This window comes from Streptomyces filamentosus, assembly GCF_014654895.1.
Lineage (GTDB): Bacteria > Actinomycetota > Actinomycetes > Streptomycetales > Streptomycetaceae > Streptomyces > Streptomyces filamentosus.
The window spans coordinates 2,659,725-2,682,265 of sequence record NZ_BNBE01000001.1 but is presented as its reverse complement, the minus strand read 5'-3'; the positions used below and the strand labels follow the sequence as shown (position 1 = coordinate 2,682,265).

General features: G+C 71.6%; 23 protein-coding genes. 11 read left to right on the top strand and 12 right to left on the bottom strand.

Annotation, left to right across the window (positions count from 1 at the left end):
- Nucleotides 1-113 precede the first annotated feature (113 nt).
- Entirely contained in the window at nucleotides 114-3,002 is a 2,889-nt protein-coding gene (locus tag IE326_RS12140; protein ID WP_190041508.1) for a transglycosylase domain-containing protein, read from the top strand.
- A gap of 183 nt (nucleotides 3,003-3,185) precedes the next feature.
- Nucleotides 3,186-4,739 carry a glycosyltransferase family 87 protein gene (locus tag IE326_RS12135; protein ID WP_229915304.1) on the top strand — a complete coding sequence of 518 codons (1,554 nt, stop codon included), beginning with the start codon at nucleotides 3,186-3,188 and terminating at the stop codon, nucleotides 4,737-4,739.
- Between the two features lie 24 nt (nucleotides 4,740-4,763).
- On the opposite strand, the gene IE326_RS12130 is transcribed toward IE326_RS12135, so the two are convergent.
- The 3 genes from IE326_RS12130 to IE326_RS12120 all read right to left on the bottom strand — a co-directional run bounded on the left by IE326_RS12130 (nucleotide 4,764) and on the right by IE326_RS12120 (nucleotide 7,501).
- Complete coding sequence (locus IE326_RS12130) at nucleotides 4,764-5,795, bottom strand: alanine racemase (RefSeq protein WP_150229607.1); 1,032 nt, start codon at nucleotides 5,793-5,795, stop codon at nucleotides 4,764-4,766.
- 110 nt (nucleotides 5,796-5,905) lie between these two features.
- Complete coding sequence (locus tag IE326_RS12125) at nucleotides 5,906-7,024, bottom strand: lipid II:glycine glycyltransferase FemX (protein WP_150229608.1); 1,119 nt, start codon at nucleotides 7,022-7,024, stop codon at nucleotides 5,906-5,908.
- A gap of 162 nt (nucleotides 7,025-7,186) precedes the next feature.
- Nucleotides 7,187-7,501, bottom strand: a complete 315-nt coding sequence (locus IE326_RS12120; protein WP_150229610.1) for a hypothetical protein — start codon at nucleotides 7,499-7,501, stop codon at nucleotides 7,187-7,189.
- Nucleotides 7,502-7,741: 240 nt separating this feature from the next.
- Between IE326_RS12120 and rpsF the strand changes: the two genes are divergently transcribed.
- From rpsF to rplI, 4 genes are all read left to right on the top strand, one after another.
- A complete protein-coding gene (gene rpsF, locus IE326_RS12115; RefSeq protein WP_005482942.1) occupies nucleotides 7,742-8,032 on the top strand; it encodes a 30S ribosomal protein S6 in 291 nt (96 codons plus the stop codon).
- A gap of 72 nt (nucleotides 8,033-8,104) precedes the next feature.
- Complete coding sequence (locus tag IE326_RS12110; RefSeq protein ID WP_150229612.1) at nucleotides 8,105-8,704, top strand: single-stranded DNA-binding protein; 600 nt, start codon at nucleotides 8,105-8,107, stop codon at nucleotides 8,702-8,704.
- Nucleotides 8,705-8,774: 70 nt separating this feature from the next.
- Nucleotides 8,775-9,011 (top strand): 30S ribosomal protein S18, encoded by a 237-nt coding sequence (rpsR, locus tag IE326_RS12105; RefSeq protein ID WP_005315025.1) that lies wholly within the window; start codon nucleotides 8,775-8,777, stop codon nucleotides 9,009-9,011.
- An 18-nt stretch (nucleotides 9,012-9,029) separates the two neighbouring features.
- Entirely contained in the window at nucleotides 9,030-9,476 is a 447-nt protein-coding gene (gene rplI, locus IE326_RS12100) for a 50S ribosomal protein L9 (RefSeq protein WP_030753898.1), read from the top strand.
- Nucleotides 9,477-9,647: 171 nt separating this feature from the next.
- Here rplI and IE326_RS12095 read toward each other — a convergent pair whose 3' ends face one another.
- Complete coding sequence (locus tag IE326_RS12095) at nucleotides 9,648-10,985, bottom strand: MATE family efflux transporter (RefSeq protein ID WP_190041506.1); 1,338 nt, start codon at nucleotides 10,983-10,985, stop codon at nucleotides 9,648-9,650.
- Nucleotides 10,986-11,426: 441 nt separating this feature from the next.
- On the opposite strand from IE326_RS12095, the gene dnaB reads away from it, so the two are divergent.
- Together dnaB and IE326_RS12085 are read left to right on the top strand one after the other, a co-directional pair.
- The gene (dnaB, locus tag IE326_RS12090) at nucleotides 11,427-12,914 is read left to right on the top strand and encodes a replicative DNA helicase (RefSeq protein ID WP_150232879.1); all 1,488 of its coding nucleotides are present in this window, start codon (nucleotides 11,427-11,429) and stop codon (nucleotides 12,912-12,914) included.
- Nucleotides 12,915-12,951: 37 nt separating this feature from the next.
- Complete coding sequence (locus IE326_RS12085; protein WP_190041505.1) at nucleotides 12,952-14,334, top strand: serine hydrolase domain-containing protein; 1,383 nt, start codon at nucleotides 12,952-12,954, stop codon at nucleotides 14,332-14,334.
- Nucleotides 14,335-14,407: 73 nt separating this feature from the next.
- Here the strand turns inward: IE326_RS12085 and IE326_RS12080 are convergent, their stop codons facing one another.
- The 3 genes from IE326_RS12080 to IE326_RS12070 form a co-directional block, all read right to left on the bottom strand.
- Nucleotides 14,408-14,860 (bottom strand): GNAT family N-acetyltransferase, encoded by a 453-nt coding sequence (locus IE326_RS12080; RefSeq protein ID WP_150229618.1) that lies wholly within the window; start codon nucleotides 14,858-14,860, stop codon nucleotides 14,408-14,410.
- A 26-nt stretch (nucleotides 14,861-14,886) separates the two neighbouring features.
- The gene (locus IE326_RS12075; RefSeq protein WP_150229620.1) at nucleotides 14,887-15,345 is read right to left on the bottom strand and encodes a MarR family winged helix-turn-helix transcriptional regulator; all 459 of its coding nucleotides are present in this window, start codon (nucleotides 15,343-15,345) and stop codon (nucleotides 14,887-14,889) included.
- A gap of 112 nt (nucleotides 15,346-15,457) precedes the next feature.
- Nucleotides 15,458-16,336 carry a GNAT family N-acetyltransferase gene (locus IE326_RS12070; RefSeq protein ID WP_190041504.1) on the bottom strand — a complete coding sequence of 293 codons (879 nt, stop codon included), beginning with the start codon at nucleotides 16,334-16,336 and terminating at the stop codon, nucleotides 15,458-15,460.
- 48 nt (nucleotides 16,337-16,384) lie between these two features.
- Between IE326_RS12070 and IE326_RS12065 the strand changes: the two genes are divergently transcribed.
- Nucleotides 16,385-17,794: a globin domain-containing protein gene (locus IE326_RS12065; RefSeq protein WP_444545373.1), complete on the top strand. Its 1,410-nt coding sequence runs from the start codon at nucleotides 16,385-16,387 to the stop codon at nucleotides 17,792-17,794.
- Here IE326_RS12065 and IE326_RS12060 read toward each other — a convergent pair.
- From IE326_RS12060 to IE326_RS12040, 5 genes are all read right to left on the bottom strand, one after another.
- Nucleotides 17,726-18,205 carry an NUDIX domain-containing protein gene (locus tag IE326_RS12060; protein ID WP_190041502.1) on the bottom strand — a complete coding sequence of 160 codons (480 nt, stop codon included), beginning with the start codon at nucleotides 18,203-18,205 and terminating at the stop codon, nucleotides 17,726-17,728. The two genes, IE326_RS12065 and IE326_RS12060, sit on opposite strands and share 69 nt — an antisense overlap.
- 35 nt (nucleotides 18,206-18,240) lie before the next feature.
- Nucleotides 18,241-19,137, bottom strand: a complete 897-nt coding sequence (locus tag IE326_RS12055) for a LysR family transcriptional regulator (RefSeq protein WP_190041501.1) — start codon at nucleotides 19,135-19,137, stop codon at nucleotides 18,241-18,243.
- Between the two features lie 242 nt (nucleotides 19,138-19,379).
- Nucleotides 19,380-20,603 (bottom strand): cystathionine gamma-lyase, encoded by a 1,224-nt coding sequence (locus IE326_RS12050; RefSeq protein WP_190041500.1) that lies wholly within the window; start codon nucleotides 20,601-20,603, stop codon nucleotides 19,380-19,382.
- A gap of 3 nt (nucleotides 20,604-20,606) precedes the next feature.
- The gene (locus tag IE326_RS12045) at nucleotides 20,607-21,113 is read right to left on the bottom strand and encodes a low molecular weight protein-tyrosine-phosphatase (protein WP_150229632.1); all 507 of its coding nucleotides are present in this window, start codon (nucleotides 21,111-21,113) and stop codon (nucleotides 20,607-20,609) included.
- A gap of 10 nt (nucleotides 21,114-21,123) precedes the next feature.
- The gene (locus IE326_RS12040; RefSeq protein ID WP_150229634.1) at nucleotides 21,124-21,507 is read right to left on the bottom strand and encodes a phage holin family protein; all 384 of its coding nucleotides are present in this window, start codon (nucleotides 21,505-21,507) and stop codon (nucleotides 21,124-21,126) included.
- Nucleotides 21,508-21,557: 50 nt separating this feature from the next.
- On the opposite strand from IE326_RS12040, the gene IE326_RS12035 reads away from it, so the two are divergent.
- The gene (locus tag IE326_RS12035; protein ID WP_150229636.1) at nucleotides 21,558-21,875 is read left to right on the top strand and encodes a cupin domain-containing protein; all 318 of its coding nucleotides are present in this window, start codon (nucleotides 21,558-21,560) and stop codon (nucleotides 21,873-21,875) included.
- A 224-nt stretch (nucleotides 21,876-22,099) separates the two neighbouring features.
- Complete coding sequence (locus IE326_RS12030) at nucleotides 22,100-22,318, top strand: DUF5326 family protein (RefSeq protein WP_150229638.1); 219 nt, start codon at nucleotides 22,100-22,102, stop codon at nucleotides 22,316-22,318.
- Nucleotides 22,319-22,541 lie beyond the last annotated feature (223 nt).

Here is a 22,541-nt window from a genome sequence, read left to right as displayed (position 1 = left end):
CGGCTGCGATACGAAAGGGGCCTCCGATGGGCTCCGGTCGTGCGCATTTCGGGGGGACCGGAACTCAACTGCCGCTTCCAGGCGTACGCGCCTGCCCGAGGAGTAGTCGTTCGATGAGCGAGCACCGTCGCAGGATGCCGTCGCAGGAGCCGCCGTCGGGCGGCCGCGCGGCGGCACGACGCGCCGCCCAGCAGCCGGGCCGCAGGCCGGCCCAGGCCCATGACACCGGTACGGGGACTCCCCCGTACGGATCGCCGGCACCCTACGGGTCGTCCGGCTCGTACGGGTCCCCGGACTCGTACGGGTCGTCCGGTTCGTACGGATCCGAGGCGTCCCACGGGGAGGAGGCACGTCCGTACGGCGGACGCGCGGAGGCCCGGCGCGCCGCCCAGCGGAGCGGTCGCCGCCGCGCGCCCGCGGCCGGCCCCGGCGGACCGAGCGGTCCCGGCGGCGGTGGCCGTCGTGGAGGGGGCGGTGGCGGCGGTGGACGCGGCGGCGGCCCCGGCGGCCGTCCGCCCGGCAAGAAGCGGATGATCGACTACCCGCGCCACGACAAGGACGGCTGGCGTCGCTGGATGCCGTCCTGGAAGCTCGTCACGGGCACCTTCCTGGTCTTCTTCGCGCTCCTCATGGGCGGCGCGGTCTTCGCGTACTCGAAGGTGGGCATCCCCAAGGTGGCCGACACGGCGACCTCCCAGAACAACATCTACTACTGGGCCGACGGCTCCCGGATGGTCGCCACCGGCGCCGGACAGAACCGCCAGATCATCGGCATCGACCAGATCCCGCAGGTCATGCAGGAGGCCGTGATCTCGGCCGAGAACAAGACCTTCCGCGACGACTGGGGCGTCGACCCCATGGGCATCGGCCGCGCCGTGTGGAACATGGCCAAGGGCGGTCAGACCCAGGGCGGCTCGACCATCACCCAGCAGTACGTGAAGAACGGCCTCCTCGACGACCAGTCGCAGACGCTGTCCCGGAAGGTGAAGGAACTCTTCATCTCCATCAAGGTCGGCAACGAGGTCGAGAAGAACGACATCCTGGCCGGGTACCTCAACACCTCGTACTACGGCCGCGGCGCGTACGGCATCCAGGCCGCGTCCCGCGCGTACTTCGACAAGGACGCCAAGCACCTCAACGCCTCCGAGTCGGCGGTGCTCGCCTCCGTGCTCAAGGGCGCCACCTACTTCGACCCGGCCGGCTACCCGGACGTCGACCCCGAGGCCACGGCCCAGAACAACCTGGCCCGCCTCACCAAGCGCTGGGGCTGGATCCTCGACGAGATGGTCAAGGACGGCAAGATCCCGGCCGCCGAACGGGCGAAGTACACCCAGCTCCCCAAGATCAAGGCCCGCAAGGCCGACGCCCAGCTGACCGGCCAGATCGGCTACCTCGTCGCCACCGCCAAGAACAACTTCGCCAGCAAGTACGACATCAGCAAGGAAGCGCTGGAGCTGGGCGGCTACGAGATCCACACCACCTTCGACAAGAAGAAGGTGGCCGACATGGAGAAGTCGGTCAAGAAGGTCTACGACGAGTACATCGACGAGAAGAAGCGTCCCAAGGAGGACACCAACGTCGAGTTCGGCGGCGCTTCCATCGACGTCAAGACCGGTGCAGTCGTCGCGCTCTACGGCGGCCAGGACGCCACCAAGCACTACACCAACAACGCCGACACCACCGGCGCCCAGGTGGGCTCGACCTTCAAGCCCTTCGTGCTCGCCGCCGCGATGAAGGACGGCGTGCGCGACCCGAAGGGCCCCGCCACGCAGGACGCCTCCATGCGCACCCTCGTCGACCCCGACAAGAGCCGCTACAACGGCAAGGACGACTACAAGGTCCGCAAGTACAACGGGGAGATCTGGCACAACGAGAAGGGCGAGGAGTGGCTGCAGAACAACGAGGGCGACACCAGCTACGGCCAGATCAGCCTCCGCAAGGCCATGGTCGTCTCCGCCAACTCCCCCTTCGTGCAGCTGGGCATGGACGTCGGCATCGACAAGGTGCGTGAGGCGGCCGTCGACGCCGGCCTGCTCCCCAGCTCCCTGGTGAAGGGCGAGGTCCCCTCGTTCTCCCTCGGCATCTCCAGCCCGAGCGCCATCCGCATGGCCGGCGCCTACGCCACCTTCGCCAACGAGGGCGCGCGCAACGAGCCGTACTCGGTGACCAAGGTCGTCAAGAACGGCCAGGTCATCTACGAGCACAAGGCGGCCGCCCAGCAGGCGTTCTCCTCCGCGATCTCGTCCAACGTCACCGACGTGCTGCGCAGCGTCGTCGAGGACAAGGGCGGCACCGGCAAGAACGCCGCCATCCCGGGCCGTCAGGTGGCCGGCAAGACCGGTACCACCGACGACAACATGTCCGCCTGGTTCGTGGGCTACACCCCGCAGCTGGCGACCGCGATCGACATGTACCGCTTCGACGACGACGAGACCAAGGAAGGCCGCGAGTTCGAGTCGATGTACGGCACGGGCGGTCAGCGGACGATCCACGGTTCGTCCTTCCCGTCCCAGATCTGGAACGACTACATGACGGACGCCGTCGAGGGCATGCCGGTCGAGGAGTTCCCGGAGCCGGAGAAGCTGCCGGACGCCCGCGCGGTCTACGGCGGCGGCGCCACGCCGACCCCGACGGCCACCGCGACCCCGACCGAGACGGCGACCCCGACCGAGACGGCCACCACGGCGCCGACGACGACGCCCCCGCCGACGCCGACCGACACGGGCCGGCCGACGCCGACCAAGGACCCGAAGCCCGACAAGAGCACGTGCAGCATCTGGTGGTGCGACAACACGGGCGGCGGCGGAAACGACGGCGGCAACACCGGACAGCCGACCGATCCGACACCGACGGACACCGGCCTGCCGACGCAACCGACCGATCCGACGACGGAACCGGGCGGATCCGGCACTGGCGGCAACGGCAACGGCAACGGTTCCGGCGGCAGCGGCGGCAGCACGCCGACCGACGGATCCACCGGAAGCGGGAGCCTCTTCGACTGAGGCGGCCGGGGCCCGGCCCGAGGGACGGGACCCCGGCGAGGCGGAGGGCCGCCGCGTACGTGACGTACGCGGCGGCCCTCCGCCTTTTCCGACCGGAGCGGGTCGCCCTTCCCGATCGCAGCGGCCCGTCTTTCCCGACCGGGTCGGGCCGGATTCCCAGGGCCGTACGGCAGGATGTCCCCCATGCCGAGCCTGAAGAAGACGAGCGGCCCCCTGGACGGGCCCGCGGCGCCGGACGGACCGCGCGGGGGCGAGCCGCCCACCGTCGCCCCCACCCGGCGCGACGAGGTGGCCGCCGCGGGCAGTGAGTTCCTCGGCGGCCGCTACGGGCGCCGCGCGCTGCCCGGCACCGGGCCCGCGAGCGGGCAGTTCACCCCGGTCCGGGTGATCGCGCTCGTGGCCATCGGCATGTTTGCCCTCGGCATGGTGCAGAAGCTGCCCTGTTACAACTGGGCCTGGTTCCGCGGCACCACCTCCCAGTACACGCACGCCTGTTACTCGGACATCCCGCACCTCTTCGCCGGGCGCGGCTTCGCCGACGGCCTGGTGCCCTACTTCGACCGGATCTCCGGCGACATACCGTTCCTGGAGTACCCCGTCCTGACGGGGCTCTTCATGGAGGTGGCGGCCTGGCTGACGCCCGGCGGCCGACTCGAGGAGCAGGAGCAGGCGTACTGGCTGGTCAACGCCGGTCTGCTGATGATCTGCGCGGCCGTCCTCGCCGTCTGCGTGGCCCGGACGCACCGCAACCGTCCCTGGGACGGCCTGCTGGTCGCCCTGGCGCCCGCCGTGGCCCTGACCGCCACGATCAACTGGGACCTGCTGGCCGTCGCCCTCACCTCGGCCGCGCTCCTGATGTGGGCCCGCTCCCGGCCGCTCGCCACCGGTGTCCTGCTCGGTCTCGCCGTCGCCGCCAAGTTCTACCCGGTGCTGCTGCTCTGGCCGCTGCTGCTGCTGTGCCAGCGGGCCGGGAAGCGTCGGGAGTTCGTCACGGCGCTGCTCGGCGCGGTGGGCTCCTGGCTGGTGGTGAACCTGCCGGTGATGCTCCTCGCCCCCTCGGGCTGGAAGCAGTTCTACCTGTTCAGCCGCGACCGGAACGTGGACTTCGGCTCGGTCTGGCTGCTCGTCAGCCAGCGCGCCGGACAGACCATCCCGCCCGAGCGGGCCAACCTGTACGCGCTGCTGCTCCTGGCCCTGGCCGCCGGCGGCCTCGGCTGGCTGGCCCTCGCCGCCCCCCGCAGGCCCCGCCTGGCGCAGCTGGCGTTCCTGATGGTCGCCGCGTTCGTCCTGACCAACAAGGTCTACTCGCCGCAGTACGTGCTGTGGCTGGTGCCGCTCGCCGCGCTCGCCCGGCCGCGCTGGCGCGACTTCCTGATCTGGCAGTCCTGCGAGGTCCTGTACTACCTCGGCATCTGGATGTACCTCGCCTACACCGGCAGCGGCAGCAAGCAGGGCCTGCCGCTGGACGGCTACCACTTCGCGATCGTGCTGCACCTGCTGGGCACGCTGTACCTGTGCGCCGTGGTCGTACGGGACGTCCTGGCGCCCGAGAAGGACCCGGTGCGGCGCGACGGGTCCGACGACCCCTCCGGAGGGGTCCTGGACGGCGCCCCGGACGTCTTCGTGGTGGGCGGGGCCGCCCACCCGGCCCGGCACGCGGCGCCGGCGGCCGAGGACGGCGGGCAGGAGCTCCTGGTGACATGGGGAACCCCCGGGGCCGAGGGCTCCCGGGGGTGACGTCCCGACGGCGGTGCGGCCGGCTCAGCGCTCCACGAGCCGGTCGAACTGCGTCGTGGTGTGCCGCAGGTGCGCCACCAGCTCGTCGCCGACCCGCGGCTCCTGCGCGTCGGCCGGCACGAAGAGGATCGACACCTGCATGTGCGGCGGCTCGGCGAACCAGCGCTGCTTGCCCGCCCAGACGAACGGCGACAGGTTCCGGTTGACCGTGGCCAGACCGGCCCGGGCCACGCCCTTGGCGCGCGGCATCACGCCGTGCATCGCCTTCGGGGCCTCCAGGCCCACGCCGTGCGAGGTGCCGCCGGCGACCACGACCAGCCAGCCGTCCGAGGCGGCCTTCTGCTGGCGGTAGCCGAAGCGGTCGCCCTTGGCGACCCGGGTGACGTCCAGGACCGAGCCGCGGTACTCCGTGGCCTCGTGGTCGCCCAGCCAGAGCCGGGTGCCGATCCGGGCGCGGAAGCGGGTCTGCGGGAACTGCTGCTGGAGCCGGGCCTGCTCCTCGGCCCGCAGGTGGCTCACGAACATGGTGTGCAGCGGCAGCCGGGCGGCGCGCAGCCGGTCCATCCAGGCGATGACCTCCTCGACGGCGTCCGTGCCGTCCGGGCGGTCGAGCGGCAGGTGCAGGGCGAAGCCCTCCAGGCGCACGTCCTCGATGGCGGAGGCGAGCAGCCCCAGCTCCTCCTCGCGGACGCCGTGCCGCTTCATCGAGCTCATGACCTCGATGACGACGCGGGCGCCCACCAGGGCGTGCACGCCGTCCACGGAGGACACGGAGCGGACGACCCGGTCGGGCAGCGGCACCGGCTCCTCGCCGCGCCGGAACGGCGTGAGGACCAGCAGGTCGCCGCCGAACCAGTCCTTGATCCGGGCGGCTTCGTACGTGGTCCCCACCGCGAGCATGTCGGCGCCGATCCGGGCCGCCTCCTCGGCGAGCCGCTCGTGGCCGAAGCCGTAGCCGTTGCCCTTGCAGACCGGGATCAGACCGGGGAACTGGTCGATCACGGTCTTCTGGTGCGCCCGCCAGCGAGCGGTGTCGACGTAGAGGGAGAGCGCCATGGCCGGCCCGGAACCTTTCTGATGGCTGCGGTGGGGGGTTTCGCAGGTGTGTACGAGACTCGCGGAGCTATGCGTGGGACTACGAGGTTACGCAAGCCCCGCGCGGAGCGTCAGCGGCGCGACATGTAGATGTCCAGCGCCTTGTGGAGCAGCTTGTTCAGCGGGAAGTCCCACTCGCCGACGTACTCCACGGCCTCGCCGCCGGTGCCGACCTTGAACTGGATCAGGCCGAAGAGGTGGTCGGTCTCGTCGAGCGAGTCGGAGATGCCGCGCAGGTCGTAGACGGTGGCGCCCATCGCGTACGCGTCGCGGAGCATCCGCCACTGCATGGCGTTGGAGGGGCGCACCTCGCGGCCGATGTTGTCGGAGGCGCCGTACGAGTACCAGACGTGGCCGCCGACGACGAGCATGGTCGCCGCGGACAGGTTCACGCCGTTGTGGCGGGCGAAGTAGAGGCGCATCCGATTGGGGTCCTCGTTGTTGAGGACGGTCCACATGCGCTGGAAGTACGAGAGCGGGCGCGGCCGGAACTTGTCGCGGACCGCGGTGATCTCGTACAGGCGCTGCCACTCGGCGAGGTCCTCGTAACCGCCCTGGACGACCTCGACGCCGGCCTTCTCGGCCTTCTTGATGTTGCGGCGCCACAGCTGGTTGAAGCCCTTGAGGACGTCGTCGAGCGAGCGGTTCGCCAGCGGGACCTGGAAGACGTAGCGGGGCTGCACGTCGCCGAAGCCGGCGCCGCCGTCCTCGGCCTGCTGCCAGCCCATCTTCCGCAGCCGGTCGGCGACCTCGAAGGCCTGCGGCACGACCTCGGTGGCCTGCACGTCCTTGAGGCGCTTGACGTCCGGGTCCTGGATGCCGGACTTGATCGCGGCCGCGTCCCAGCGGCGGATGACGACCGGGGGGCCCATCTTCACGGAGAAGGCGCCCTGCTGCTTGAGGTGGGCCAGCATCGGCTGGAGCCACTCGTCGAGGTTGGGGGCGTGCCAGTTGATGACCGGGCCCTCGGGGAGGTAGGCCAGGTAGCGCTTGAGCTTGGGGAGCTGGCGGTAGAGCACCAGACCGACGCCGACGAGCTCGCCGCTCTTGTCGAACCAGCCGAGGTTCTCCGAGCGCCATTCGGTCTTCACGTCAGCCCACGCCGGGACCTGGCAGTGGCTCGCGCCGGGCAGGGTCTGGATGTACGCCAGATGCTGCTCTCGGCTGATGGTCCTCAGGGTCAGGCTCATGCGGGGCGCTCCTCGGCAGGTGTGTCCCCATCGGTCAGGGGCTCCGGCTCTCGCGCCGAAGCCTACTGCGACCGGGGAGCGCCCCGGAGGGCCGCGGTGGCCCTGACGTGCCCGGCGGCGGCCGGAGGCCGTCCTCGGCGCCGGCCGTCCGCCGGGCCGGCGTCAGCTGATCACGCCCCCGAAGAGCCCGCCGTGGGCCATCCCGAGGAAGAAGCCCACCGCCGAGGCGCCGAGGCCGATGATCAGGAAGAAGCGTTCCCGGGTGGTGACGGAGATGAACTGTCCGTAGGCCCCGGTCAGGATGCCGATCAGGCCCGACCACGAACTGAGCAGGTGCAGGTTGTGGAACTGCGCCGTGACGAAGGACAGGACGCCCAGCGCCAGGGTCACCGCGAGCAGGGTGTCCTGGAGCGGGTGCGGCTTGCCGTCGGTGGCGAAGAGGGAGTGGCCGGGGTCGGGTCGCATTGCCTGTGCCATGGGGCACCTCCTGGCGTGCCGTGCGGAGGGCGGCGCATCCTAGCGCCGCCGACGTCCGATGTGTACAGATTGCGTCCCCTCCCCACCGGATTTCAACCGGAAGGCGATGTGCAGGTACTCTGTACGGTCTGCGCCGGTGTCTGCCCTGGTCCTGCCAGCTGGCAAGCCGTCGCTCACGCATCACGACCCTCCTGCCACGGAACGACCGTGGCCGCTGAGTCCAAAGGAGGTGGGTTCCACATGCGTCACTACGAGGTGATGGTCATCCTCGACCCCGATCTGGAGGAGCGCGCTGTCGCCCCCCTGATCGAGAACTTCCTCTCCGTCGTCCGTGAGGGCAACGGAAAGGTCGAGAAGGTCGACACCTGGGGCCGTCGTCGTCTCTCGTACGAGATCAAGAAGAAGCCCGAGGGCATCTACTCGGTCATCGACCTGCAGGCCGAGCCTGCGGTCGTCAAGGAGCTCGACCGCCAGATGAACCTGAACGAGTCGGTCCTCCGGACCAAGGTCCTCCGTCCCGAGACCCACTGAGCTTCCGCTCAGAGGCAATCGGGTCCGAGTAGCAGCTAGCAGCCAGAAGCAATCCCGCCGAGAGGTTCACCCATGGCAGGCGAGACCGTCATCACGGTCGTCGGCAATCTCGTCGACGACCCCGAGCTGCGCTTCACCCCGTCCGGTGCGGCGGTCGCGAAGTTCCGCGTCGCGTCCACTCCCCGCACCTTCGACCGCCAGACCAACGAGTGGAAGGACGGCGAGAGCCTCTTCCTGACCTGCTCGGTCTGGCGTCAGGCGGCGGAGAACGTCGCCGAGTCCCTCCAGCGCGGCATGCGCGTCGTCGTGCAGGGCCGTCTGAAGCAGCGGTCCTACGAGGACAACCAGGGCGTCAAGCGCACGGTCTTCGAGCTCGACGTCGAAGAGGTCGGTCCCAGCCTGCGCAACGCCACGGCCAAGGTCACCAAGACCACCGGCCGCGGCGGTCAGGGTGGCGGCGGCGGCTTCGGCGGCGGCGGTGGCCAGCAGGGCGGCGGCGGCTGGGGTGGAAACTCCGGCGGCGGCGGCCAGCAGGGCGGCGGAGCCTCCTCCGACGACCCCTGGGCCACCGGCGGTCCCTCCTCCGGCGGCCAGCAGGCCGGCGGGGGCGGCGGCTGGGGTGGAAACTCCGGCGGCGGTGGCGGCGGCTACTCGGACGAGCCCCCCTTCTAGGCACTGCCCTCCCAGGCAGGACCCGGAAGCAGCTCGTATCCCCACTTCTTGATCACACAGGAGAAACACCATGGCGAAGCCGCCTGTGCGCAAGCCTAAGAAGAAGGTCTGCGCTTTCTGCAAGGACAAGACCGCTTACGTGGACTACAAGGACACGAACATGCTGCGGAAGTTCATTTCCGACCGCGGCAAGATCCGTGCCCGCCGCGTGACCGGCAACTGCACGCAGCACCAGCGTGACGTCGCCACGGCCGTCAAGAACAGCCGTGAGATGGCGCTGCTGCCCTACACGTCCACCGCGCGATAAGGGAAGGGTGACCGAAAAATGAAGATCATCCTCACCCAGGAAGTCTCCGGCCTCGGTGCGGCCGGCGACGTCGTCGAGGTCAAGGACGGCTACGCTCGCAACTACCTGGTCCCGCGCGGTTTCGCGATCCGCTGGACCAAGGGCGGCGAGAAGGACGTGGCGCAGATCCGCCGCGCCCGCAAGATCCACGAGATCGCGACCATCGAGCAGGCCAACGAGATCAAGGCCAAGCTCGAGGGCACGAAGGTCCGTCTGGCCGTTCGCTCCGGCGACGCCGGCCGTCTCTTCGGCTCCGTGACCCCGGCCGACGTCGCCACGGCGATCAAGTCCGCCGGTGGCCCCGAGGTCGACAAGCGTCGCGTCGAGCTCGGTTCGCCGATCAAGACCCTGGGCTCGCACCAGGTGCTCGTGCGTCTGCACCCCGAGGTCGCCGCGAAGCTCGGCGTCGAGGTCGTCGCCGCGTAACGCTGCTCTCAGCAGTTCTGCGTTTCGCAGAAGGAAGGGTCGTTCCCGTCAGGGGGCGGCCCTTCCGCTGTTTCACGTGAAACAGGGGCGCGGGCGTCCGGGCCGGGCCCGAGCGCGGGTGGGGGCGGAGCGGAGGCGGGGGTACGGGCGCGAGCTCGGGCCCCGGGCCGGTCAGCGGGTGGCGCCGGTGACGATCCAGCGGCCGGAGCGCATCCGGAACCAGAGCGTGGCCATCCGGACCGTCATCATCAGCGTCATCGCCCACCAGAGCGCGGCCAGACCGCCGCCGAGGACCGGCACGAGCAGGGCGACGGGCGCGAAGACCGCCAGTGTGATCAGCATCGCCCGGGCGAGGTAGGGGCCGTCGCCCGCGCCCATGAGGACGCCGTCGAGGATGAAGACGACTCCGGAGATCGGCTGGGAGAGCGCCACGATGAGCAGGGCCGGCAACAGGGTGGAGCGGACGGCGGGGTCGCCGGTGAAGAGCGGGACGAAGAGCGGGCTGGTCAGGACGAGCAGGAGCCCGAGGACCACGCCGGAGACCACGCCCCACTGGATCATCCGGCGGCAGACCCGGCGGGCCCCCTCGGCGTCGTCGGCGCCCAGGTAGCGGCCGATGATGGCCTGGCCCGCGATGGCGATGGCGTCCAGGGCGAAGGCCATCAGGTTCCACAGGGAGATGACGATCTGGTGGGCCGCGACCTCGGTGTCGCCCAGGCGTGCGGCGACGGCGGTGGCGAGCAGCAGGACGGCGCGCAGCGAGAGCGTGCGGACCAGCAGCGGGGCGCCGGCCTGGGCGGAGGCCCGGATGCCGGACGCGTCGGGCCGGAGCGGGACCCCGTGCCGCCGGGAGCCCCGGACGACCACGACGAGGTACGCGGCGGCCATGCCGCACTGGGCGATGACGGTTCCCCAGGCGGAGCCCGCGACGCCGAGCCCGGCCCCGTAGACCAGGCCGAGGTTGAGGGCGCCGTTGGCCGCGAAGCCGCCGATGGCGACGTAGAGCGGGGTGCGGGTGTCCTGGAGGCCGCGCAGCACTCCGGTGGCGGCCAGCACGATCAGCATCGCGGGGATGCCCAGCAGGGAGATCCGCAGGTACGTGGTGGCGTGGGGGGCCGCGGTGTCGGAGGCGCCGAGGGCCTCGACCAGCCAGGGGGCGGCGGGCAGGGTGACCGCGGCGACGGCGATGCCGAGGAGCAGGGCCAGCCAGATGCCGTCGATGCCCTGGCGGAGGGCGGCGGGCAGGTCGCCCGCGCCGACCCGCCGGGCGACGGCGGCCGTGGTGGCGTAGGCGAGGAAGACGAAGACGCTGACGGCGGTGGAGAGCAGGGTCCCCGCGATGGCGAGGCCCGCGAGCTGGGGGGTGCCGAGGTGTCCCACGATGGCGCTGTCCACCATGAGGAAGAGCGGTTCGGCGACGAGGGCGCCGAAGGCCGGCAGGGCGAGGGAGAGGATCTCGCGGTCGTGCCGGCGCAGTGCCGCCTTGGCGGTCGTGGGGGCCTGGGTCATGTGGCCAATCTAATGTCCACAGGTAAGACATGCAATGCGTCTGTGATCCTTACTTTTGAAGGGATCGGGGCTTCGGGTGTGGGCTGTTTGTTCTGATCGGGACTCAGCTGTGAAAGTTTTTCTCCCCCACAGCCCGTGGATGGAAAAACCGCAGGTCAGGGCGGTAGGTGGGAGAGGGCTATGAGTTTGTCCACATGCCTGTCCCCCGGTCCGTGCACAGGATCCGGCGTCTTATCCACAGCATTGGGGGCTTCACCCACAGGGCCTGTGGATAACCAGATTGGCGGATGCCTCTCGCGGCCCTACCGTGGACCGGCGCCCGACGCGCCAGAAGCGGACGCAAAGCCACTCTTTGAACGAGGCCGTGGCGTAAGAAGGAGTGGCGCGGCAAGGTCCGCGGAGCGGACGGGAAGAGGTGGCCTGGTGAGCGTTCCCGAGCCCATGGACGACCCCTGGGCCGACGGCGGGCCGAGTGACCGACTGCCCGTCCGCACCCGGGGCGAGGGCCGCGGTGAGGGGCGCGGTGAGGGCCGCGGGCGCGGCCGGGGCCGCGAGGAACAGCACGAGCGCGGCAGCGACGGCCCCTGGGACGGCGGACTCTCCGGCTTCGAGCGGGTCCCCCCGCAGGACCTCGACGCCGAGCAGTCCGTCCTCGGCGGCATGCTGCTCTCCAAGGACGCCATCGCCGACGTCGTGGAGATCATCAAGGGCCACGACTTCTACAAGCCCGCGCACGAGACCGTCTTCGGCGCGATCCTCGACCTCTACGCCAAGGGCGAGCCCGCCGACCCCATCACGGTCGGCGCCGAGCTCACCAAGCGCGGCGAGATCAACCGCGTCGGCGGCGCCTCCTACCTGCACACCCTCGTCCAGTCGGTGCCGACCGCGGCGAACGCCTCGTACTACGCGGAGATCGTCCATGAGCGGGCCGTGCTGCGCCGCCTCGTCGAGGCCGGCACCAAGATCACGCAGATGGGATACGCGGCCGACGGCGACGTCGACGAGATCGTGAACTCGGCCCAGGCGGAGATCTACAAGGTCACCGAGCAGCGGACCACCGAGGACTACCTGCCGCTCGGCGACATCATGGAGGGCGCGCTCGACGAGATCGAGGCGATCGGCTCCCGCAGCGGCGAGATGACCGGCGTGCCCACCGGCTTCAGCGACCTCGACTCGCTCACCAACGGACTCCACCCCGGTCAGATGATCATCATCGCGGCCCGTCCCGCCATGGGTAAGTCAACCCTCGCCCTGGACTTCGCCCGGGCCGCGTCGATCAAGCACAACCTGCCCAGCGTCATCTTCTCCCTCGAAATGGGCCGCAACGAGATCGCGATGCGCCTGCTCTCGGCCGAGGCCCGCGTCGCCCTGCACCACATGCGCTCCGGCACGATGACCGACGAGGACTGGACCCGGCTCGCCCGCCGCATGCCCGACGTCTCCCAGGCCCCGCTCTACATCGACGACTCCCCTAACCTGTCGATGATGGAGATCCGCGCCAAGTGCCGCCGCCTCAAGCAGCGCAACGGCCTCAAGCTCGTGATCATCGACTACCTCCAGCTGATGCAGTCCGGCGGCTCCAAGCGGCAGGAGAGCCGTCAGCAGGAGGTCTCCGACATGTCGCGAAACCTCAAGCTCCTCGCCAAGGAGCTGGAGCTCCCGGTGATCGCGCTCTCCCAGCTGAACCGTGGTCCCGAGCAGCGAACCGACAAGAAGCCCATGGTCTCCGACCTGCGAGAGTCCGGCTCGATCGAGCAGGACGCCGACATGGTCATCCTGCTCCACCGCGAGGACGCCTACGAGAAGGAGTCCCCGCGCGCCGGCGAGGCCGACATCATCGTCGGCAAGCACCGAAACGGCCCCACGGCCACCATCACCGTCGCCTTCCAGGGCCACTACTCGCGCTTCGTGGACATGGCACAGACCTGATCGTGCCCGGGCGGGGCGGCGGGGCATGATCAGGTCCATGACCTCAGCCTCCGAAGCCCTGCTGTCCACCACCGAGCGTTCCCTGCTGCACCGCGTGGCCCGCGCGCAGAGCGAGGGCCGCGCGCCCTCGTTCGTCGGCGCCGTCGCGCGCGGGGGAGGGATGGTCTGGAGCGGTTCCCGCAGTTGCGTCGACGGGCACGCCCCGGACGCCGACACGCAGTACCGGATCGGTTCGATCACCAAGGTGTTCACCGCCGTCCTCGTCCTGCGGCTGCGGGACGAGGGCCTGCTCGGCCTGGACGACCCGCTGGAGAAGCACCTGCCGGGCACGGGGGTCGGCGAGGCGACCGTCGCCCAGCTGCTCGGCCACACGGCGGGGCTCGCGGCGGAGACCCCGTCGCCCTGGTGGGAGCGGACCCCGGGGAGCACGCGGCCCGCGATCCCCGACGTCCTGGGGGACGCGCCCGTGCTGCACCCGGCGGGCCGGAGCTTCCACTACTCCAACCCCGGCTACACCCTGCTCGGCTCGCTGGTCGAGGCGGTGCGCGGGATGTCCTGGGAGGAGGCGCTGCGCACCGAGGTCCTGGAACCGCTGGGCCTGGACCGGACGACGGTGGGCCCGGTGGCCCCGCACGCCTCGGGCTGGGCCGTGCACCCCTGGGCGGACGTGATGCTGCCGGAGCCCTCCGAGGACCTGGGGGTGATGGCCCCGGCCGGGCAGCTGTGGTCGACGGCCGCCGACCTCTGCCGGTTCGGCCTCTTCCTCGCGGAGGGCGACGACCGGGTGCTGAGCGCCGCGACCGTCGCCGAGATGCGGGTCCCCGTGGGGCCACCGGCCGTGGGGGACCCGCAGATGGGGTACGGCCTCGGTCTCCAGGTGGCCCACAAGGAGGGCGGCACGCTCATCGGGCACGGGGGTTCGCTGCCGGGCTTCGTCGCCGGGATCTGGGTCGACGTCGAGGAGGGCCTGGTCGGCGTCGCGCTGGCCAACGCGACGAGCGGTCCGGCGACCGGGGTGGTCGCCGCCGATCTCGTACGGATCGTGGCGGAGGCCGAGCCGCGCCTCCCCGAGCCGTGGCGGCCGCTGCCCGCGGCGGAGGTCGACCAGGAGCTCCTGGAGCTGACCGGTCCCTGGTACTGGGGGACGTACTCCTACGGCCTGCGGATCGGCGCGGAGCGCGGGGTGGTCCTGGAGCCGCTGAAGGGCGCCGGCCGCAGGGCTCGCTTCCGGGCGCTGCCCGGCGGGGGCTGGGTCGGGCTGGACGGTTACTACGCGGGGGAGACGCTCCGGGTGGTGCGGCGTCCGGACGGCGGCGTCAGCCACCTCGACCTCGGCTCCTTCGTCTTCACGCGGGAGCCGTACGAGCCCGGGGACGCGGTTCCGGGCGGCACGGACGCGGGGGGCTGGCGCGGGCTCTGACCCGGCCTGAGCTCGGTGGCCCGTGTTTCACGTGAAACACGGGCCACCGCCGGAGCAACCGGCCGCCGGGCTCTCAGAGGGGCAGCTTGAAGCCCACGTGGCTCGCCTCGAAGCCGAGCCGCTCGTAGAAGCGGTGGGCGTCGGTGCGGGTGACGTCGGAGGTCAGCTGGACCAGCACGCACTCCAGGCGGCGGGACTCCTCGACGGCCCACTCGATGAGCCGGGTGCCCAGACCGCTGCCGCGCTCGTCGGAGTGGATGCGCACCCCCTCGATGATCGAGCGGGTGGCGCCGCGCCGGGAGAGGCCGGGGACGATCGTCAGCTGGAGCGTGCCGACGACCTTCCCGCCGCGCGTGGCCACGACGAGGTGCTGGTTCGGGTCCTCCGCGAGCCGGGCGAAGGCGGAGAGGTACGGTGCCGGGTCGTCCGGGGACTCGCGCAGGGCACCGAGGGGGTCGTCGGCGAGCATCGCGACGATCGCGGGCACGTCCTCCGCGGTGGCGGGGCGGATCTCAAGATCGCTCATGCCCGCAGCGTACGGCGGCACGGCCGTCAGACGGAGGCGGTCTCGCCTTCGAGGACCTGGACCAGCGGGGCCAGGTCCGGGTTCTTCCGGGCCTCTTCCAGGGCCTCGCGCAGGGCCCGGTCGTTGGTGGGGCGGGCCTCCTCCAGGAGTTCCTGGCCGGCCGCGGTGACGTCGGTGTAGATGCCGCGCCGGTCGGTGGCACAGAGGTAGCGGGTGAGCAGGCCCCGGTCCTCCAGGCGCGTGACCAGGCGGGTGGTGGCACTCTGGCTGAGGACGACGGCGTCGGCCACCTGCTTCATCTGGAGGTGTCCGCCGGGGCCGTCGTGCTGGCGGCTGAGGACGTCGAGGAGCGAGTACTCGCGGGCGCTCAGACCGTGGCCGGACTCCAGCGCGCGCTCGATGTGCGACTCGATCCGGCCGTGCAGCAGGGAGAGGGCGCACCAGCGCTGGGCGAGCGCGGTCAGGGCGGGGTCCGTCGCGGTCATGGTCTCTCCTCGTCCCTCTCCACGCCGTGGGGGCTGGTCGCGATCCAGGGTAGTCGATGGGCCGCAATAGTGCGCGTGTGCAATTATCGCGGCCCAGGGACTTCCCGGGACGTCAGCCCGCCGCGACGGTCAGCGGGGCGAAGCGCCGGTCGAGGTCGCCGGGGAGGTCCGGGAGGGAGCGGACCATCACCGCGTTGGTGATGACCGGGTCCAGGCCGTTCTCCTTGAGCCAGCCCAGCAGCTCGGTGTGGCGGAGGTCGACGTCCGTGCGGAGCGGACGGTTCGTGGCGGCTCCCAGCGAGGCGACGAGGGCCTGGGCGGTGGCCGTGTCACGGGCGATCAGCGGGCCGACGACGTGGGTGTCCATGTTGGGCCAGGCGGCGGCGAAGCCGATGATCGCGCCGTCCTCGACGGCGACCCTCAGGTGGTCGGCGAAGGCCGGGAGGCGGGTGATGAGCGGGGTGCGGTCGAGGCCGAAGACCTCGCGGTCGAGTCGCAGCACCTCCTGGAGGTCCTCCGCCGTGACGGGGCGGACCGCGACGTCCGGGGCGGGCACGGCGCCGGTGAAGCGGCCCTTCACCATCTCGGCCCGGCCGATCTCGGCGAAGCCGAGCTCCTCGTAGAGAGGCCGGCCGTTCGCGGTGGCGTGGAGGGTGAGCGGGGTCTCCCCGGCCTCGTCCAGGACGTGCCGCATCAGCCGCCGTCCCACACCCCGGCGGGCGTACCGCTGGGCGACGAGCACCATGCCGACGGCCGCGAGCTCGGGACCCTCGGGGCCGGAGCCGTACGAGGTGACGACGCAGCAGGCGAGCAGCCCGTCGCCGTCCGGGTCGTCGATGCCGTACCCGGTGCCCGCGCTGAGGAGCAGTCCCCACTTGTGCTCCTCGCGGAGCCAGCCGCGGTTCTCGGAGAGGTCGGCGCAGGCCAGGAGGTCGGCGACGGTGAGGCGTCGGACGGGGAGCTGAGCGAGAGCGGAGGGGGAGATCGGCATGGGGACCAGGCTTTCGGACCGGGCGAGCGTCCGTCCAGGGGTTTTCCCGTGATCTTCGAGGTCGTGTTTCACGTGAAACACGACCTCCGGGCGGACCGAGGGGCCGAAAGGGGGGAGCCTAGTCCGCTCTCCGGCCCTTTGGCCCGAGAACGCCGCTTTCCGTCCGGAGCCCCGCGGGCGGCGCCATGCTGCGAGCACGGAAGCCGGCTGCTTGAGGCGAGGCACATGATGGATGGTCCGACCAGCACGACGGACGGGACGGGAGCCCGAATAACGGAGCCCTCCCCCGATGCGGTGCTCGTCCGCCGCACCCTTGAGGAGATCGCCCCGGTCGCCGACAAGGTGACCTCGTACTTCTACGCCCTGCTCTTCGTGCGGGACCCGGCCCTGCGCGAGCTGTTCCCGGCCGCGATGGACACCCAGCGGGACCGCCTGCTCAAGGCGCTGCTCACGGTCGCCGAGCGGATGGACGACGGGGCGTTCCTCGGCACGTACCTGGGCCACCTCGGCCGGGGGCACCGGAAGTACGGCGTGGAGGCCGCCCACTACCCGGCCGTCGGCGAGGCCCTGATCGGCGCGCTCGCGCGGTACGCGGAGCGGAGCTGGGACGCGGAGAGCGAGGCGGCCTGGGTCCGGGCGTACACGGCGATCTCGCAGATCATGATCGACGCGGCCTGCGAGGACGAGGCGAAGGCCCCGGCCTGGTGGCAGGCCGAGGTGGTCTCGCACGACCTGCGGACCTCCGACGTCGCGGTGCTCACCCTGCGGCCCGACGCGCCCTATCCCTTCCTCGCCGGGCAGTACACGACGCTGGAGACCCCGTGGTGGCCGCGCGTGTGGCGGCACTACTCCTTCGCCTCGGCGCCCCGTCCGGACGGCCTGCTCACCCTCCACGTCAAGGCGGTCCCGGCCGGCTGGGTGTCCCGGGCGCTGGTGCACCGGGCCCGGCCGGGGGACGTGCTCCGGCTCGGGCCGCCCGCCGGTTCCATGACGGTCGACCACGCCACCGACACCGGGCTGCTCTGCCTGGGCGGCGGGACCGGCATCGCGCCGATCAGGGCGCTGGTGGAGGACGTCGCCGAGCACGGCGACCGCCGGCAGGTCGACGTGTTCTACGGCGCCCGCAGCGGCCACGACCTCTACGACATGGACACCCTGCTGAGGCTCCAGAAGACCTTCCCGTGGCTCGCGGTCCACCCCGTCACCGGGACGAGGGGGCCGCTGCCCGAGGCGGTCCGGGAGGCCGGGCCGTGGACCGGGCGGGACGCCTACCTCTCGGGCCCGCTGGGCATGGTCCGGCAGGGCGTCGACGTGCTCCGCGGCGCGGGCGTCCCCACGGAGCGGATCCGCCACGACTTCCCGGCCGAGCTCGCCGTGGTGGGGGCCGGGTCAGCCGAGGTCAGGAGCGTGCATGGCGCGGACGCCCTCGATGTTGCCGTCGAGGTAGTGGCGCAGTGAGAGCGGCACCAGGTGGACGGCGGCGATCCCGACGCGGCTGAAGGGCACCCGGACGATCTCGTACTCGCCGACGGGTTCGTCGATCTCGGGGCCGTGCCGCTGCCGGAGGTCCATCGACTTCAGCCGGCAGACGAAGAAGTGCTGGACCTTCACGCCGGAGACCCCGCCGTCGACGATGTGCTCGACGGTGTCGACGAAACAGGGGACCACGTCGGCGATCTTGGCGCCGAGCTCCTCGTGCACCTCGCGGTGCAGGGCGTCGACGACGGTGGGGTCGGAGGGCTCGACGCCGCCGCCAGGCGTCAGCCAGTACGGATCCATCCCCGGTTTGGTGCGCTTGATGAGGATGAGGTCGTCTCCGTCGAGCAGGATGGCGCGTGCGGTGCGCTTGACCACGGGCCGTTCGGTCATGGGAAGAAAATGGCCCGTTCACACCGGGCTGAAACTCACCACTCCCCCGCGGCCCGCACCAGCTCCTCGTGGGCCCGCGCGATGTGGGTCAGGGCGAGGGTGCCCGTGCGCACCACCAGGAAGTAGGTCCGCAGCGGTGGGACCGGCGGATCGAGCAGGGCCACGAGCCGTCCCCGCGCCAGCGCCTCCGCGCAGAGGTGGCGGGGCAGGACGGCCAGCCCCGCCCCGGCCGCCGCGGTCTCCCGGACGGCCCGCAGGTCGGGGGCGATGACGGTGGCCGCCGCGGCCGGACCGGACTCGAAGACGGCCGCCCAGTAGCGGGTGACGAAGGGCATCGACTCGTGGACCTCGACCACCGGGAGCTGTTCCAGGACCACCGCGCCGGCGGAGAGCAGCACCTCGGGGGAGAGCCGGGCGGCCCAGCGCGGGGAGGCGACCAGGACGAGTTCCTCGTCGCAGAGCGGGGTGGCGGCGAGCAGTCCGCCGCGCGGCCGGGCGGTGGAGAACACCAGGTCGTGGTGGCCGGCGGCGAGCCCGTCGAGCAGCTCCTCCGTGTCGCCGCTGAAGGAGGCGCGCAGGGCGAGGCCCTGGGAGGCGAGCGGGGCGAGCGCGGGCAGGGCGCGCAGGGAGGTGAACTCCGGCGGACCGGCCACGTGGAGGGTGCGGGCCCCGCGCTCGGCGTCGAGACCGGTCTCCGCGATCTCGACCAGGGCGTCCAGGTGCGGGGCGGCCCGGTGGGCCAGCTCGTCGCCGATGCTGGTCGGGGTGACGCCGCGGGCCTGCCGGAGGAAGAGCGGGCGGCCGAGCTGCCGTTCCAGGGTGCGGATCTGGCCGGTGACGGCGGGCTGGGAGAGACCGAGGAGCGCCGCCGCGCGGGTGAAGGAACCGGCCCGGTGCACCGTGACGAACGTGCGGAGCAGCGCCAGGTCCATGTGTGCCCCTCCCGGCCGGCCGTCCGGCGTCGCGGCACCGCGCCATCGCGGAATCGACCCACTATAAATATGCCGATAGGCCGCTGTCGCTCCCGTGATTGGACACTGACGCACGGTCAACTAGCCTTGTCCGGGCGGATTCCGCGTGAGGGCGGGGGCGTTCCGAGCCACGAGGGGGGAGGCTCGGAGCGCCCCGGTCCGAGCCCCCGGCCAGGCCGTTCGTCCCGCAGGGCCGGCCTTTGTCAGCCGGCCTTCCGGGCCGCGTCCAGGGCCCGCAGGACGTCGGCGATCAGGTCCGCGGGGTCCTCGGCACCCACCGAGAAGCGGATGAAGCCCTCCGCGACGGCATCCCCGCCCCAGCGCCCGCGCCGCTCCGCCGAGGAGCGGACCCCGCCGAAGCTGGTGGCGTCGTCGACCAGGCGCAGTTCCTCCAGGAAACGCTCGGCCCGCGCGCGGTCGGCGAGTTCGAAGGAGACCACCGAACCGAAGCGGCGCATCTGCCGGGCGGCGACCGCGTGGGAGGGGTCGTCCGGGAGGCCGGGATGGCGCAGCCCGGTGACGTCGGGGTGGCCGGCGAGGACCCGGGCCAGCTCCAGGGCGGTGGCGCACTGGCGGTCGATCCGCAGCTGGAGGGTGGCCAGCGAGCGGTGGGCGAGCCACGCCTCCATGGGGCCGGGGATCGCACCGACGATCTTGCGCCAGCGCCGTACCTCCGCGGCCCGCTGCGGGTCGCGGCAGGCGACGTGGCCGAGCAGCACGTCGCCGTGGCCGGTCATGCCTTTGGTGTCGCTGGCGACCGAGAAGTCCGCACCCAGTTCCAGCGGGCGCTGGCCGAGCGGGGTGGCGAGGGTGTTGTCGACGGCGACGAGCACCCCGGCGGCGTGCGCCTCGGCGACCATCCGGCGGATGTCGCAGACGTCGAGCCCGGGGTTGGACGGGGTCTCGATCCACAGCAGCCTGGCGCCTTCGAGCACGGCGAGCTGGGCGTCGCCGCCGGTCGGAGCGGTGCGCACCTCGATGCCGTACGCGCGCAGCTGCTCGTGGAGCAGCGGCAGGGCCTGGTAGCCGTCGGTCGGCAGGACGACGGCGTCGCCGGCGGACAGCTGGGAGAGGAGGACGGCGGAGACGGCGGCCATGCCTGAGGCGAAGACGACTGTCTCGACGCCGGGCTCCCCGGGCGCCTCCAGGGTGCCGAGGGCCCGTTCCAGGTGGGTCCAGGTCGGGTTCTCGTCGCGGCCGTAGGTGTACGGGCCCGTGGGGTCGCCGGGCAGGTGGAAGTGGGCGGCGAACACGGGCCCCGGGAGGGTCGGTTCGTGCTTCACGGGGTCGGGCAGCCCGGCCCGGACGGCGAGCGTCCCGTCACCGGGACCGGGACCGTCGGAGGCGGCACCGGGAGCGGTGCCGGGGGTGCTGCCGGAGACGGTGCCGGGGTCGTCGCCGGGGTGGCGCTGTTCCTGAGGGCTCACGGGTTACGGGGTCCTTTCCATCGGTTCGTTCCCCCGAAGTGCGGTCCGGATCGCGTCGAGGAGTCCCCCGCTCGCGGCCTCGACCATCTCCAGGCACTCCTCGAAGCCCGCGGACCCGCCGTAATACGGGTCGGGGACGTCGAGCGCGTCCCCGGCGGCGGGGTCGTACGAGCGGAGCAGCCGGACCTTCGCCGCCTCGTCGGGAGTGCGGGCGAGGCGGCGGAGGTCGTGGAGGTGGCCCTCGTCGAGCGCGACCACCAGGTCGAGGGCGGGGAACCAGGAGGCGCGGAACTGCCGGGCGGTGTGACCGGAGGAGTAGCCGTGCTCCTCCAGGACGGCGACGGTGCGCGGATCGGCACCGTCGCCCTCGTGCCACCCGCCCGTGCCCGCGCTGTCCACCTCGACCGCTCCGCCGAGGCCTGCCTCCTCCACGCGCGCGCGGAAGACGTGCTCGGCCATCGGGGAGCGGCAGATGTTGCCGGTGCAGACGAAGCAGACGCGGTAGGTCATGGCGATCGGGTCAGTCGCCGTCCGGGAGGAGCACGTTGAGCGCCCAGGAGACGACGGAGATGACCAGGCCGCCGCCCACGGCCGTCCAGAAGCCGTCCACGTGGAAGCTGAGGTCGAACTGGCCGGCCAGCCACGAGGTGAGCAGCAGCATCAGGGCGTTGACCACCAGGGTGATCAGGCCGAGGGTCAGGATGAAGAGGGGCAGCGTCAGCAGCTTCACGATCGGCTTGACCAGGAAGTTGACGAGGCCGAAGACGAGGGCGACGAGCAGCAGGGTGCCGATCGCCTTGCCCGTGCTCACGTCGTCACCGGTCAGCGTGATGCCTGGGAACCACCAGATGGCGGCTCCCAGGGCGCCCGCGTTGACGAGCGTCTTGACTACGAAATTCTTCATGTGTCTGATCGTGGCAGAGACGATCGGGCAAAGGGCAGGGGCGAACGGCAGTGAAGGCATTCCGGCTGGACGAACTCGAGGCCGAGCGCCTCGCCAACCAGGGGGCGTACCTCCAGTTCCTGCGCGAACGGAACATGTCGGTGGGCTTGTACGCGCTCGACGCGGGCGCACTGGACCCGCAGTCGCCGCACGGGCAGGACGAGGTGTACTTCGTGGTGTCGGGCCGGGCCGCGATCACCGTCGGGGACGAGACCACGCAGGTCGCGCGCGGCAGCGTGGTCTACGTGCCGGCCGGGGAGCCGCACCGCTTCCACCACATCAGCGAGGACCTGCGGGTCCTGGTGGTCTTCTCGCCGCCGGAGGCGTGAACCCGAGCCGTGAGCCCGGTGCGTGATCGCGCAGGCCCGGTACCGGTACCGGTACCGGCCCCCGGACCCCGAGTCCTCGCGGTCCGGGATCCCCGGTTCCCCTAGGGGGCGGATCAGGGGAGAGCCGGGGCCCCGGAGGCCCCGGTGACGCGGGTCCCGCGCCTAGCCTGGAGGTGTCCGGGACGAAGGGTTCCGGACGGGGCGCCGAGGCGAGGGAGAGAACCATGGCCGTACAGGAGATTCTCGCGGGACTGCCGTGGTGGGTGAAGTGGGTCGCGATACCCGCACTGGTGCTGCTCGTCTTCGGCGGGGCCATCACCAGCGTCCTCACCTTCGTGGTCGGACTGCTGTTCAAGATCCTGCTGTTCGTGGCGCTCGTCGCCGGACTCATCTACGTCGTGCGGAAGTTCGGTTCCTCGGCGAAGTCGGGGCGCGACTGGTAGCGCCGTCTACTCAGCGGTACGAAGCCGCGGCCGGGCGTTAGCCCGGCAGGGGGAACGCGCTGGTCGAAACAGGGTGGGGGGCGAGGACGAGCCACTAGAGTGGCAGATCTCCGCCGAGTCGGGGACTACGGGCGTAGATCTCCGGCAGACCAGCGGTTTCCCGCTCGTCCCTGAGGGGTCCGTCCATCGGACCCCATCGGTGTTCCAGGCCCGGCGGGTACGC

What these genes read in the sequence shown, in the direction of transcription:
- IE326_RS12125 (WP_150229608.1), bottom strand. Translation starts at nt 7,024, where the DNA reads ATGAGCCTGACCCTGAGGACCATCAGCCGAGAGCAGCATCTGGCGTAC.
- IE326_RS12135 (WP_229915304.1), top strand. Translation starts at nt 3,186, where the DNA reads ATGCCGAGCCTGAAGAAGACGAGCGGCCCCCTGGACGGGCCCGCGGCG.
- IE326_RS12030 (WP_150229638.1), top strand. Translation starts at nt 22,100, where the DNA reads ATGGCCGTACAGGAGATTCTCGCGGGACTGCCGTGGTGGGTGAAGTGG.
- dnaB (WP_150232879.1), top strand. Translation starts at nt 11,427, where the DNA reads ATGGACGACCCCTGGGCCGACGGCGGGCCGAGTGACCGACTGCCCGTC.
- IE326_RS12070 (WP_190041504.1), bottom strand. Translation starts at nt 16,336, where the DNA reads ATGCCGATCTCCCCCTCCGCTCTCGCTCAGCTCCCCGTCCGACGCCTC.
- IE326_RS12085 (WP_190041505.1), top strand. Translation starts at nt 12,952, where the DNA reads ATGACCTCAGCCTCCGAAGCCCTGCTGTCCACCACCGAGCGTTCCCTG.
- rplI (WP_030753898.1), top strand. Translation starts at nt 9,030, where the DNA reads ATGAAGATCATCCTCACCCAGGAAGTCTCCGGCCTCGGTGCGGCCGGC.
- IE326_RS12060 (WP_190041502.1), bottom strand. Translation starts at nt 18,205, where the DNA reads ATGACCGAACGGCCCGTGGTCAAGCGCACCGCACGCGCCATCCTGCTC.
- IE326_RS12110 (WP_150229612.1), top strand. Translation starts at nt 8,105, where the DNA reads ATGGCAGGCGAGACCGTCATCACGGTCGTCGGCAATCTCGTCGACGAC.
- IE326_RS12045 (WP_150229632.1), bottom strand. Translation starts at nt 21,113, where the DNA reads ATGACCTACCGCGTCTGCTTCGTCTGCACCGGCAACATCTGCCGCTCC.
- IE326_RS12130 (WP_150229607.1), bottom strand. Translation starts at nt 5,795, where the DNA reads ATGGCGCTCTCCCTCTACGTCGACACCGCTCGCTGGCGGGCGCACCAG.
- IE326_RS12075 (WP_150229620.1), bottom strand. Translation starts at nt 15,345, where the DNA reads ATGACCGCGACGGACCCCGCCCTGACCGCGCTCGCCCAGCGCTGGTGC.
- IE326_RS12040 (WP_150229634.1), bottom strand. Translation starts at nt 21,507, where the DNA reads ATGAAGAATTTCGTAGTCAAGACGCTCGTCAACGCGGGCGCCCTGGGA.
- rpsR (WP_005315025.1), top strand. Translation starts at nt 8,775, where the DNA reads ATGGCGAAGCCGCCTGTGCGCAAGCCTAAGAAGAAGGTCTGCGCTTTC.
- IE326_RS12120 (WP_150229610.1), bottom strand. Translation starts at nt 7,501, where the DNA reads ATGGCACAGGCAATGCGACCCGACCCCGGCCACTCCCTCTTCGCCACC.
- IE326_RS12095 (WP_190041506.1), bottom strand. Translation starts at nt 10,985, where the DNA reads ATGACCCAGGCCCCCACGACCGCCAAGGCGGCACTGCGCCGGCACGAC.
- IE326_RS12140 (WP_190041508.1), top strand. Translation starts at nt 114, where the DNA reads ATGAGCGAGCACCGTCGCAGGATGCCGTCGCAGGAGCCGCCGTCGGGC.
- rpsF (WP_005482942.1), top strand. Translation starts at nt 7,742, where the DNA reads ATGCGTCACTACGAGGTGATGGTCATCCTCGACCCCGATCTGGAGGAG.
- IE326_RS12080 (WP_150229618.1), bottom strand. Translation starts at nt 14,860, where the DNA reads ATGAGCGATCTTGAGATCCGCCCCGCCACCGCGGAGGACGTGCCCGCG.
- IE326_RS12055 (WP_190041501.1), bottom strand. Translation starts at nt 19,137, where the DNA reads ATGGACCTGGCGCTGCTCCGCACGTTCGTCACGGTGCACCGGGCCGGT.